Here is a 12,544-nt window from a genome sequence, read left to right on the forward strand (position 1 = left end):
TTTGATGAAGAACGCACGAATTCTTTGCCAAAGAGTTTAGATGACACCACCATTGCAGCGATTTCTGAAGTCGGTGGTAGTGTATTGAAGCACTTACCAAATTACGAAAATACCGACTGGGTCATCAAGCAGTCCCAATTGAAGCTCGAACCAATGGACGTCTTACTCATCGCCATGTGCTTACCATGGTCTGAAATGATTTCTGTCTTACAAGCAGTTGAATCCGAAGAAGTTATCCTAGCAGCGATTGAAGTCGAAGAAGCCGAAGCCGCTCGCGTATTGGAAGCGGAAAAGGCTCTAATCACCAAAGGCTGTCCAAATGAAGCCTTGGTAGAGAGGTTACCAACCACCGAATACTATAACCGTAAAGCCTTGCGACATGTGGCGGGGGAGGTAAGACCGGGGAGAGATGGGAGATTGATTATATCAGGAGCTCATTCGCGCCATCCTGATTTTTATAGTCCAGACAGTGGAGTAGTTTATGAACCAACTGGGATAGTGGTGGAAGGAAAACCTTTTGAGGCTAAAGTGAGTTATGGAACAAATTTTAAGGGTGCGAAGACTACCGTATTTCCTGATAATTGGAATGCAGAGAAAATTACGAGTGAAGTCGAACGTATAATTGAGGAGAAAGTTACAGATGTACCTGGACGACAAGACCTCATTGGGAAAGAAACTGGTGGAGTTTTTAGTATAAATGTCAGCGTAAATGTTAAAGCAAATGGAAAGGTCACTGTTGTAACAGCCTATCCAGTTGAATAGAAAAAGATTAGTCCTTAATTAACTTAAGGACCAATCTTTTTTGAACTTTTTAGATTTTATTTGGAAATCTTCTGGTGTATACTGTTCACGCCAATAATACATATTATAAAGTTTATACGTGTAAATAATTTTTAAAATAGTTTCATTGTGAGTCTTTCTTATTCCTAGGTAGTCTATCATCGGAATCCCCCCATTAAAAAAATCTCCGTGATATCCAAAGCTCAATCCATATGGGGAAATCCCAAATAGAGGAGTGTTTTCATAACAAATGACATATTCTTCATCCGATAAACCCAGTCTATCATCGTCTGGGTCGTCTTCTTCAGGATCATATGGACATTCCGCAAGAAAATGTCCATCTTTTGGGCCGAAATCAATAAATGAATCATCATGAGTCACAGTTAATCGAGAATCTAATTGATTTAGCTGAGTTTCTAGAAAATTCGTATTCTTTTCTACAGCAGCCAAAGGTCGATGCTTGGGGTCAGTGAATGTGATTAGTCGACTACTTTTTTTACCTTCACCGATCATCTGTGAAGTTCTTTGATAATGAGATGCGATTGTTTGTTGGAATTGTTCTTCTGGAAATAAATCCTTCCAGTAAGATAAGTTTTTTGCTTGATAAGTGTGAATAACAGTTAATATCAAATCGTCAATTGCTTGTAGCGTTTTTCGATCCGAATGATTTACTTTTCCGTAATGTTCATCAATTTGTTCGCCATAAGGTGTAAAACAATAGAGCGTATAAAATTGATATTTCAACCGATACTCCGAATACACAAAATGTTCCATTGGATGATCTGGCACACGAGGGTCCCAATAAATTTTCGATAGCTTTGGAAAGACCTCTGGACCATAATCAATAAAGTTATCATTATGTATCAAAGTCAAATCTGGATCGATTGCTTGAAATTTTTGTGTGAGTTCTTCTGTCATTTTTCTGATCTTGGCTTGCGGTCGACGATTGGGATCGACAAAGGGGAAGAAGGTCATAGGTATTATTCCTTTCTGTTTTAAAAAGTTTTTTAAACTAAAGTATGACATGTTTATTCTTGAAAGATTGAACTTTTTTTGCATATTTTTGAAAAATGTAAACTACAAAAAAGAACGTCTTGAGATAACGTGTGGAAACATTGTCTCAAGATGTTCTTTTAGTTCTTGTCTATTTTCAACTGATGTAGTGCTTGCTCAATCTGTATTTCTACCTGGTCAAAACCTGTACCACCTAATGAATTGCGACGTTTCACGGCAGTTTCTGGAAGTAAGGTATCGTAAAGATCAGATTCGATCAGCGGGCTGATTGCTTGGAATTCTGTTAGTGGGAGGTCTTGTAACGAGCAACCTTGCTGTGTACAATGTAAGACGAGTTTACCGACAATCTCATGTGCTTGACGGAAGGGGATGCCCTTTGCAGCCAAGTAATCGGCTAACTCAGTCGCATTGGAGAAATCTTTTTGCGTGGCTGCATACATTCGGGCTTTGTTCACTTCCATGGTTTTGACCATACCTTCCATGATCGAGAGACTAGCTAAAATCGTTTCACTCGTATCGAACATGCCTTCTTTATCTTCTTGGAAATCTTTGTTATAAGCTAAAGGCAAACCTTTCATCAACGTGAGTAAACCAAATAAATTACCATATACTCGACCAGTTTTTCCACGTATCAATTCCGCCATATCTGGATTTTTCTTTTGAGGCATGATCGAACTGCCTGTTGAAAAAGTATCCGAAAGTTCAATGTATTGACATTCGTAACTACACCAAAAAATGATTTCTTCACAAAAACGGGACAAGTGCATCATCAATAATGAAGCATTACTTAAAAACTCCAGAATAAAATCACGGTCACTAACGGCGTCTAAACTGTTTGCATAAACAGCAGAAAAGCCTAATTCATTTGCAGCAAAGGAACGATCAATCGGAAACGTCGTACCTGCCAATGCGGCACTGCCTAAAGTGGAAATATCGATTCGTTTCAGGCTTTCTGTGAAGCGTTCATGGTCACGAGTAAACATCTGATAGTACGCTAAGAGATGATGGCCAAAGGAAATCGGTTGGGCGTGTTGCAGATGAGTATATCCTGGCATGATCGTAGCCGTATGCTCTGCTGCTTTTTCCACGAACGTTTGACGTAACGAATGAAGCTTTTCAATCAGTTCAAGTACCGTATCTTTTAGATACAAGTGCATGTCTGTTGCGACTTGGTCATTACGGCTACGAGCAGTATGTAGTTTCCCGGCAACAGGTCCGATTTCCTCATGCAGGCATTTTTCAATATTCAAGTGGATGTCTTCATTTTCCACCGAAAAATGCAAAGTGCCATTCGTTAAGCGTGTTTGCAGTTTTTCCAAACCAGCGATGATCTGTTGCGCTTCTTCCTCGGACAAAATCCCAGTATGGGCCAACATTTTCACATGGGCGAGACTACCTAAAATATCTTGTTGAGCTAATTTTTGATCAAAGGAGATCGAAGCACCGAATGCATCGATCCATTGTTCACTTTTTCCTTGAAACCGTCCACCCCAAAGTTTATCCATGTGATTCCTCCTATGTTTTGAATGAAAGAAAAGCAGGTAAAAGGTCCTGTTTGAGTTCGCACTCAGCTTTTACCTTACTTTTCTTTTGATTGCTTTACTCGCTACTCTGATCCTACGGCTGTTTGTTGTTGCGTTTGAACTTCCGCATAGACTTTCGATGGTAGACCCCAAAGCTTGATAAAACCGACAGCAGCTTGTTGATCGAAGGTATCCGCTGAAGTATACGTTGCTAGTTCTTCGTTATATAGACTATTGGCTGATTTACGTCCTTCAACGATGACATTTCCTTTGAATAGTTTGACACGGACAGTCCCATTGACCGCAGTCTGTGTTGCTTTCAAGAAAGAGATCAACGCATCGGTCAATGGATTGAACCAGAGACCATCGTAAATCATTTGGCTCAACTGTTGCTCGATCATTGGTTTGAAATGTGCTAATTCACGAACGAAGGTCAAATCTTCCAGCTCTTTGTGTGCCTGCATCAAAGTGATCGCTCCAGGGCATTCATACACTTCCCGCGATTTGATCCCTACCAGACGATTCTCCACATGATCGATCCGTCCGATTCCATGCTTGCCGGCTAATTGATTCAAAGACAAGATCAATTCGGATAAAGGTAAACTTTCTTGATTCAAAGCAACTGGAACGCCTTGTTCAAAAGTGAGTTCAATGATATCCGGCTGATCAGGTGTATACTCCAACGCTGTCGTAATATCATAAGCACCTGCTGGCGGAGTCGCCCAAGGGTCCTCTAACACACCACACTCACAAGCACGTCCCCACAAGTTTTGGTCGATAGAATATGGATTCTCCAAATCTGCTGGGATCGGCACATCATTTTCTTTCGCATAGGCGATTTCTTCTTCCCGAGACCATTGCCATTGACGAACCGGTGCAATGATTTTCATTTCAGGTGCCAAGGCATTGATTGCTACTTCAAAACGAACTTGGTCATTGCCTTTTCCTGTACAGCCATGAGCAATCGTCGTTGCACCAGTTTTTCGAGCTAATTCCACTAATTTTTTTGCGATCAAGGGGCGAGAAAGCGCAGAAACCAGTGGGTAAGACTGCTCGTAAAACGTATGACCTTGTAGCGCGATCAATGCAAATTCTTGAGCAAATTCCTCTTTGGCATCGATGGCATAAGACGCAATTGCACCAACTTGAAGTGCTTTTTCTTTAATAAAAGCTGTATCTTTGCCTTCACCGATATCTAGGCAACAAGCAATCACCTCATAATCTTTTGCCAACCATTTGATTGCCACAGAGGTATCTAATCCACCTGAGTAAGCCAATATAATTTTTTCTTTCATAAAATCGCCCCTTTATTTTTAAGTGTTTTCAAAATAGATGTTTCAAATGATAACACCATAAAAATAAAAAAGCAATCAATAAATTAAATAAATATACATAAAAACAAATAAAATGAAAATAATATTCAAAAATAATGTAAATACACAACTTTTTATACATAACGAATTTCTTAGTCTAAAAGAAACTAAAACGATGAAAAGATAAAAATGAAAAAGAAATTTAATTTTTCAAAAGTATAGAAAAACGTTGACATTATCGGTATTTGCAGGTAATATGTTAAATGGTATTGTTTGCCCCACAAAGAGCCCCGGAAACTCGAAGTGTATGTCAAACATCAGAACTTAAATTGGAGGAAACTAACGTGCGTACAACATATATGGCCAAACCAGGCGAAGTAGAACGTAAATGGTATGTAGTAGACGCAACTGATGTTCCATTGGGACGTCTTTCAACAGTTGTTGCATCTGTACTACGTGGAAAAAATAAACCAACTTTCACCCCTCATTTGGATACTGGCGATTTCGTCATTGTTATCAATGCAGATAAAGTGAAATTAACAGGTAAAAAAGCGACTGATAAAATTTATTACCGTCACAGCAACTACCCAGGAGGATTGAAATCAATCTCAGCTGGTGCATTGCGTGCTAAAAATTCTCGTCGTTTGATCGAAACTTCTGTAAAAGGCATGCTACCTAAAAATACTTTAGGCCGCAAACAATTTACAAAATTGAATGTATACGGTGGAGCAGAACATCCACATGCAGCACAACAACCAGAAGTTTTAGACATCACAAACTTAATCTAATAGGAGGGAATTTCATTGGCACAAGTTCAATATATCGGCACAGGCCGTCGTAAAAATGCAGTTGCTCGCGTACGCTTAGTACCAGGAACTGGTAAAATTACTATCAACAAAAAAGATGTTGAAGAATACATTCCACATGCTGACTTGCGTGAAGTTATCAATCAACCTTTCGGCGTTACTGAAACAAAAGGCGCATATGACGTATTTGTTAACGTAAACGGTGGAGGCTACGCTGGACAATCAGGAGCTATCCGTCACGGAATCGCTCGTGCATTGCTAGAAGTTGATCCTGACTTCCGTTTAGCTCTTAAACGCGCTGGGTTACTTACACGTGACGCACGTATGGTTGAACGTAAAAAACCGGGTCTTAAAAAAGCTCGTAAAGCTTCACAATTCTCAAAACGTTAATTGCTGGCGTCGTTGCGAATTTATTTGCTTACGAATACAGTATGGGACGGAGATTTTTAAAGAAATCGAGTACCATTCAATTGAAACAATCAAGGCGTTTCGCAATTCAGTTTGCGAAGCGTCTTTTTTTGACGCTTATTTAAATAAATTTGGTGAGTTCAAATATCCGATAGTAGAGACATTACGTGATTTGTTTGCTCGCTTGTTTTACTTATTTGTAAATAATGAATAGGATAAGTTATCTTATTTAATGTTGTTAGTTATTTTAAATCTACTAGGTTGTTCAAGTGATTCATGTTGAAATCACGAGTAAATCTATGGAATGAACTCTTTGGTCAAAAACATTTTAAAAGGATTTTTTTGATGTTCGCTTTAAAAATAATGGCTAAAATGTTATGTTTTCATATAGTTATCTTTAGCTTCGAAAAATGTAACTATTTGGTTGTTAAAAAAGCTGACCTTCAATAGTAAGGCGGAACGGCTTTCTCACAACCTGATAAACGGTGTTCAAGAAGCAACACTTCAATAATAAGCCAAAAAAATCAAAAACGAAAAAGCCATTTTCGATTTTTCTGTCTTATTACTCAGTGCTGACCGCTTCTTTCACAACCTAGATAAACGGTGTTCGAAAGCTAACTCCTACGATATTAAGCCAAAATTTGAAAAAATAGGAGAAGCTATTTTCTCAAATTATTTCTTAATACTCGGAGTTGCCCAGCTTTCTCACAACCTTGTGTAACCGAATACATTTTGTCCGCTGCAAGGGACATTATGTAGTGAAGCAGAATAAAAATAATCGCTTATGATAAAGATACAGGGGGGATAGAGCTATGACTAGTCAAATGGATCGAGGGAATAAATTAACGCTTCTTTTATCAAAGCAAAGAGATTATGTTACTGCTGAAGTGTTGGCAGAGTTAATGAGTACCTCTACCAAGACGGTCTACCGCTTGGTTAAAAAAATGAATGACGAGTTTCCAAATGGGCCACTGATTTTGTCTGAAAAGGGTCGGGGGTACAAACTGGATTATGAAAAATATATTGCACAGACGAATCAAACAATTGTGTCTTCTGTGGAAGTCCTACCGTCAGAGCGGCAAAATAATGTGATGGAAGAATTATTATTATCCTCGCCTAAAGCACTAAAAGTCATTGATTTGTATCAAACCTATTATGTTGGTGATTCAGCGATTGCGAATGATGAAAAAATCATTGCGGAACGGATTTCAGCGTATGATCTGCAATTGATCCGCAAAAATCGGACATTAGCCATCGAAGGCAAGGAAGAGAATATCCGTCGAGCGATCACTGAGTTGATTCAACGATTGAATATTTTCGATATTGATGAAATCGCTTTATCGGACGAATTTTCGTTTAATCGTTACGATGCGAATTTTGTCATCGAACAGATCAAGCTGATTGAAAAAAAACTCAATGGCACGATTCCTTACCCATACAATATCAATATTTTCTCCCATCTATACATTGCGGTACGTCGCGCAAGAAAAACGAATTATCAAGCCACTGGAGAAAAATTAACGATGGAACAATTACAGGTTTTAGATAATGAATCCTTGATTCGTGATATTGCCATCGAAGTGATCCGCCAAGTGGAAGTATATTTGAAAACGAAATTACCAGTAAGTGAGATCTACTATCTTTATCAATATTTGCTTTCTTCCAGAACGGATAATAGTCAAACGAAGACCCAAACGTTCACAGAAGAAGTGATTGAGATTACTTCTTATTACTTGCATCAAGTTGGTGAGAAGCTAAATCTCAATGTAGCAAGCGAGATGATTTTTACAGATCTTGCTAATCATATCAAACCTTTGGTCAATCGGTTGCGCCATCAAATCAGAGTGAAAAATAGTTTGTTGGATCAAATCCAATTAACGTATGAAACGATTTTTAATACGGTTGCTGAAGTATCAAAACAGGTGAGTCAAACGTTTCAGCTTCCAACGATCACGCCTGATGAGATTGGGTTTATCACCTTGTATTTTGCACGAATTATTGAGACGCACCAATTTCCGATCCAAACACTGATCATGTGTACAACTGGCGTGGGAACTTCTGAATTATTGAAGGTGAAGTTAGCCAAAAAATTTCCGGAATTAGAAATCGTAGATGTGATCAGTACGAAAAATTACCAATCAGTGTTAGAGAAGACGCCAGGAATCGAGTTGATTTTAACAACAGTTGGCCTGAAAGAAGCATTTCCTGTTCAATCTTTGATCGTTAGTGCGATGTTGACCGCTGATGACCAGTCAAGAATCCAACAGAAAATCGAGGATATTTATCATGATAGATAATTTCGTGGAACTATTCGATCAGATGTCACTGGCTTCCAAAGTAGCGACTTATGAATGGATCAGTCAACAAGTCTTTCCTACCTCAAAAGAAAAGGCACAAGCGATCCAACAGGCATTGTTTGAGCGAGAAGAGGCAGGAGATATCCAAATTGAGGAATGCGTAATTTTGCCTCATCTTGAACATCCAGCACTAGCCAAAACACAGGTCTGGGTGATTCGTCCCCAACAGCCAATTACTGAATGGTCGGAACGAATCTCAAAAGTGGAATTGCTCATCGTTGTCTTACTAGCAGAAAATGAAACACTAGCAGTCAAACGACAGCTTGCTGATTTTATGCGACAACTGGCTGATCCTGACTATCTAGATGAATTGAAAGCTGGTAATTTTACAGAACGATAAAAATACTATCAAAAATTGGAGGAACCAATAATGAAAATCGTTGGAGTAGCAGCATGTACAGTGGGAATCGCCCATACGTATATCGCACAAGAAAAATTAGAGAATGCAGCAAAAAAAGCGGGTCATGAGATCCATGTCGAAACCCAAGGAACGATCGGGACTGAAAATGAATTGCCACAAGAAGCCATCGACCAAGCGGATATCGTGATTCTAGCAGTGGATGTCAAGATCAGTGGACGGGAACGTTTCGAAGGAAAGAAAATCATCCAAGTACCAACAGAGATCGCGGTAAAATCACCAAACAAATTAATCGAAAAAGCAATGGAAGTTGTCAGTAACTAATGAGGAGTGAGGAAAATGGAGATCAAAGAAATCATTGATCCAACAATCATCAAAACGAACTTAAACGGAAAAACGAAAGATGCGGTCTTATATGAATTAGCCAATCGCTTGTATGAACAAGAATACATTACGGATGTCGAAGCGTTTGTGAAAGATATTTATTTGCGAGAAGCGCAAGGTCAAACAGGGATCGGTAATTATATCGCTATTCCACATGGAAAAAGTGCGTATGTGAAGAAGGTCGGTGTGGCGATTGGGGTGACTGAAAATGAAATTCCTTGGGAGACATTAGACGGTAAGGGTGTGAAAGGCATCATCTTGTTTGCAGTCGGAGACGATACGGAAGGTGCGCAAAAACATTTGAAATTGTTGTCCTTATTTGCCCGTAAGTTAGGAAATGATGAAGTGGTGGAACGTTTGATTGCTGCAAGAGAAATCGATGAAGTAGTCGCTGCATTTGGATAGAGAGTGAGGAGAAAGAAAAAATGAAAATCGTTGGAGTAGCAGCATGTACGGTGGGGATCGCTCATACGTACATTGCGCAAGAAAAGTTGGAGAATGCCGCAAAAAAGGCCGGGCATGAGATCCATGTGGAAACACAAGGAACGATCGGGATCGAAAATGAATTGACAGCAGAGCAAATTAGTCAAGCAGATGTCGTGATTTTAGCTGTAGATGTCAAAATCAGTGGTCGTGAACGTTTTGAAGGAAAACGAATCGTCCAAGTACCGACAGAAGTTGCTGTAAAATCACCGAGTAAGTTGATTGAAAAAGTAGAAGAAGTAGTCGTGCAACAATAATTACCAGAATGGGGGAGACAAAAAATGGAGGCAATTAAAAAGTTAAATTTAAAAGGACATTTATTGACAGCGATTTCATATTTGATTCCAATCGTATGTGGTGCCGGATTCCTGATTGCAATCGGCATGGCCTTTGGTGGAACAAGTCAAGGAACACTTGTACAAGGTGAGTTTTCGATTTGGGATGCGTTAGCAACGATGGGTGGCGCTGGTTTAGGATTATTACCAGTTGTGATCGCTACTGGGATTTCTTATTCCATTGCAGCTAAACCAGGGATCGCACCAGGTTTCATTATTGGTTTAACAGCAAATGCAATTGGTGCTGGTTTTATCGGGGGGATTTTAGGTGGTTACTTAGCAGGTTATCTTGTTTTAGGTATTTTAAAACATGTCAAAGTACCAAAATGGGCAAAAGGATTGATGCCAACATTGATTATTCCATTTATTGCTTCAATTGTTGGTGGCTTAGTCATGGTGTATATCATTGGCGCGCCAATCGCAGCATTAACGCTATTATTAACGAATTTCTTAGATGGATTAGGCAATTCTTCCTTATTGATTTTTGGTGGTGTGATCGGCTTATTAAGTGGGATCGACTACGGTGGTCCAATCAACAAAACCGTATTTGCCTTTGTGTTGACGATGCAAGCGGAAGGGTTGAATGGCCCGATTACCGCACTGCAATTAGTCAATACAGCCACACCGATCGGCTTTGGTTTAGCTTATTTTATCGCCAAAATGTTCCGCAAGAATATCTATACAAAAGTGGAAGTAGAGACATTGAAATCAGCCGTACCAATGGGTGTCATCAATATTGTTGAAGGTGTGATTCCTTTAGTTATGAATGATATCGTACGTGGCGTAGTCGCAACAGCAATCGGAGGATTTGCTGGTGGTGCAACAACGATGATCTTAGGTGCGGATGCAACGGTTCCTTTCGGTGGTGTCTTGATGATCCCAACGATGTCTCGACCATGGGCAGGTGTGATCGCAATCTTAGTGAACGTCTTAGTAACAGCCGTCGTTTTAGCTGTGATCAAAAAGAACGTGCCGGAAGAAGAAATGGACTTAGTAGTAGAGAAAGAGGAAGAAGATATCAGTTTAGATGATATTCAGATTTTTTAAAATAAGTGCGTAAAAAAGAGGGGCAAAATCGATGAAATTTTTTCTAGATACAGCAGATGTAACAGCAATCAAAACAATCAATGCGCTAGGTTTAGTCGATGGGGTGACAACCAATCCGACGATCATTGCCAAAGAAGGACGCGTGTTTGAAGAAGTCATCAAAGAAATCTGTTCGATCGTTGACGGACCTGTCTCAGCAGAAGTGACTAGTTTGGAAGCAGACGGCATGGTCGCAGAAGCGAAAGAGATCGTCCAATGGGCGGAAAACATCGTGATCAAGATCCCTATGACAGAAGAAGGATTGAAAGCGACGAACGAATTATCTAAATTGGGGATCAAGACCAATGTCACATTGATTTTCTCTGTGGCGCAAGGGTTACTAGCAGCAAAAGCAGGTGCGACATTTATTTCACCATTTTTAGGTCGATTAGATGATACCGGAACGAGCGGGATCGAGCTTGTCGCAAAACTACGTGAAGTACTAGATACTTACGGGTTTTCTACAGAAATCATTGCAGCAAGTGTCCGTAATTCGGAACATGTGGAAAAAGCGAGTTTAGTTGGCGCACACATTGCCACTGTACCGCCATCATTGTACCAAACGTTGTGGAGCCATCCATTGACAGATAAAGGGATTGCGCAATTTATGGCGGACTGGGAAAGCTTTCAAGGAGGGAACAAATAAATGGGAAAAGTGGAATTTTCACCTTCATTGATGACGATGGACTTAGATAAGTTCAAAGAACAAATCGAATTTTTAAATGATCATGTCGATTCTTACCATATCGATATCATGGATGGTCATTATGTACCAAATATCACATTATCTCCATGGTTCATTGATGAGGTACGTAAAATCAGTAATCTACCGATGTCTGCGCACTTAATGGTTAAAGACCAAAGTTTTTGGGTGAATCAATTAATCGAGCAAAAGTGTGAATGGATCTGTATGCACGCCGAATTATTAGATGGTTTAGCTTTTCGTTTGATTGATCAGATCCATGATGCAGGGTTAAAAGCTGGCGTCGTTTTGAACCCAGAAACACCGATCGAAGCCATCTTCCCATACATCGAATTGGTCGATAAAATCACGATCATGACGATCGATCCAGGGTTTGCTGGACAACGGTTTATTGAAAGTACACTGGATAAGATCGTTGCTTTACGCGAACTACGCGAAGAAAAAGGGTATCACTATGTGATTGAAATGGACGGCTCTTCCAACCGTAAATCCTTCAAACGAATCGATGCAGCAGGACCAGATATTTATATCGTCGGTCGCAGTGGCTTGTTTGGTTTAGATGAAAAAATCGAAAAGTCATGGGAAATCATGAAAACCGATTATGAAGAAATGACTGGGAAAACGATCGGGTAAGAGAAGGTCGTAAGAAAGCCGGTCAGCTCCGAATAGTAAGGCGGAACGTGGGAAAATAGCTTCGCATATTTTTTCACGTTCCGCCTTACTATTGAAGGAGTTGGCTTTCGAACGCCGTTTGTCTAGGTTATAAGAAAGCCGGTCACCATCGAGTAATAAGACAGGAAAATCGAGAATGCCTCATTCATTTTTGATTCTTCTGTCTTATTTTCAAAGTGAAAATTAAAGAATGGGTATTATTTTATAGGAACGAATAAGGAGGAATTATATTGTTTGATAAAGTAGATCAGCTTGGTGTGAATACGATCCGTACATTGAGTGTCGATGCAGTACAAAAAGCAAATTCAGGACATCCGGGGTT

The 12,544-nt window shown here is 39.7% G+C and carries 15 protein-coding genes; 12 read left to right on the forward strand and 3 right to left on the reverse strand.

Translation table 11 applies throughout. The annotated features are described in order from the left end of the window. A partial coding sequence (locus ACH0AK_RS14720; RefSeq protein WP_499797077.1) for an EndoU domain-containing protein occupies positions 1-762 on the forward strand: 762 nt, incomplete at its 5' end. An 18-nt stretch (positions 763-780) separates the two neighbouring features. Here the strand turns inward: ACH0AK_RS14720 and ACH0AK_RS14725 are convergent. The 3 genes from ACH0AK_RS14725 to ACH0AK_RS14735 all read right to left on the reverse strand — a co-directional run bounded on the left by ACH0AK_RS14725 (position 781) and on the right by ACH0AK_RS14735 (position 4,612). Continuing rightward, on the reverse strand, positions 781-1,755 hold the full coding sequence (locus ACH0AK_RS14725; RefSeq protein ID WP_153830612.1) for a hypothetical protein: 975 nt from the start codon (positions 1,753-1,755) through the stop codon (positions 781-783). A gap of 158 nt (positions 1,756-1,913) precedes the next feature. Further along, positions 1,914-3,299 carry an argininosuccinate lyase gene (argH, locus tag ACH0AK_RS14730; protein ID WP_499797078.1) on the reverse strand — a complete coding sequence of 462 codons (1,386 nt, stop codon included), beginning with the start codon at positions 3,297-3,299 and terminating at the stop codon, positions 1,914-1,916. A gap of 101 nt (positions 3,300-3,400) precedes the next feature. Next, entirely contained in the window at positions 3,401-4,612 is a 1,212-nt protein-coding gene (locus tag ACH0AK_RS14735) for an argininosuccinate synthase (RefSeq protein ID WP_023520555.1), read from the reverse strand. Between the two features lie 377 nt (positions 4,613-4,989). Between ACH0AK_RS14735 and rplM the strand changes: the two genes are divergently transcribed. From rplM to ACH0AK_RS14790, 11 genes are all read left to right on the forward strand, one after another. Beyond that, positions 4,990-5,418: a 50S ribosomal protein L13 gene (gene rplM, locus ACH0AK_RS14740; RefSeq protein WP_318841664.1), complete on the forward strand. Its 429-nt coding sequence runs from the start codon at positions 4,990-4,992 to the stop codon at positions 5,416-5,418. A 15-nt stretch (positions 5,419-5,433) separates the two neighbouring features. Further along, positions 5,434-5,826 carry a 30S ribosomal protein S9 gene (gene rpsI / locus ACH0AK_RS14745; RefSeq protein ID WP_010733940.1) on the forward strand — a complete coding sequence of 131 codons (393 nt, stop codon included), beginning with the start codon at positions 5,434-5,436 and terminating at the stop codon, positions 5,824-5,826. 830 nt (positions 5,827-6,656) lie between these two features. After that, positions 6,657-8,141, forward strand: a complete 1,485-nt coding sequence (locus ACH0AK_RS14750; RefSeq protein WP_153830611.1) for a BglG family transcription antiterminator — start codon at positions 6,657-6,659, stop codon at positions 8,139-8,141. Then, entirely contained in the window at positions 8,131-8,541 is a 411-nt protein-coding gene (locus tag ACH0AK_RS14755; RefSeq protein WP_226077342.1) for a PTS sugar transporter subunit IIA, read from the forward strand. Before ACH0AK_RS14750 ends, ACH0AK_RS14755 begins: the two co-directional genes overlap by 11 nt. Before the next feature lie 30 nt (positions 8,542-8,571). Next, positions 8,572-8,883 (forward strand): PTS fructose transporter subunit IIB, encoded by a 312-nt coding sequence (locus ACH0AK_RS14760; RefSeq protein WP_010734012.1) that lies wholly within the window; start codon positions 8,572-8,574, stop codon positions 8,881-8,883. A 15-nt stretch (positions 8,884-8,898) separates the two neighbouring features. After that, positions 8,899-9,348 (forward strand): fructose PTS transporter subunit IIA, encoded by a 450-nt coding sequence (locus ACH0AK_RS14765; RefSeq protein WP_010734013.1) that lies wholly within the window; start codon positions 8,899-8,901, stop codon positions 9,346-9,348. A gap of 20 nt (positions 9,349-9,368) precedes the next feature. Next, on the forward strand, positions 9,369-9,683 hold the full coding sequence (locus ACH0AK_RS14770; RefSeq protein WP_010734014.1) for a PTS fructose transporter subunit IIB: 315 nt from the start codon (positions 9,369-9,371) through the stop codon (positions 9,681-9,683). A 24-nt stretch (positions 9,684-9,707) separates the two neighbouring features. Further along, positions 9,708-10,808, forward strand: coding sequence for a PTS fructose transporter subunit IIC (locus ACH0AK_RS14775; RefSeq protein ID WP_010734015.1), 1,101 nt, complete (start codon positions 9,708-9,710; stop codon positions 10,806-10,808). Between the two features lie 31 nt (positions 10,809-10,839). After that, positions 10,840-11,493, forward strand: a complete 654-nt coding sequence (gene fsa / locus ACH0AK_RS14780) for a fructose-6-phosphate aldolase (protein ID WP_010734016.1) — start codon at positions 10,840-10,842, stop codon at positions 11,491-11,493. Beyond that, complete coding sequence (alsE, locus tag ACH0AK_RS14785; RefSeq protein ID WP_010734017.1) at positions 11,494-12,183, forward strand: D-allulose 6-phosphate 3-epimerase; 690 nt, start codon at positions 11,494-11,496, stop codon at positions 12,181-12,183. Positions 12,184-12,452: 269 nt separating this feature from the next. Further along, positions 12,453-12,544: thiamine pyrophosphate-binding protein (locus ACH0AK_RS14790; RefSeq protein ID WP_195514418.1), on the forward strand; the 92-nt coding region annotated here is incomplete at its 3' end.

This window comes from Enterococcus pernyi (assembly GCF_045371165.1).
In the GTDB taxonomy this organism is placed as follows: domain Bacteria; phylum Bacillota; class Bacilli; order Lactobacillales; family Enterococcaceae; genus Enterococcus_B; species Enterococcus_B pernyi.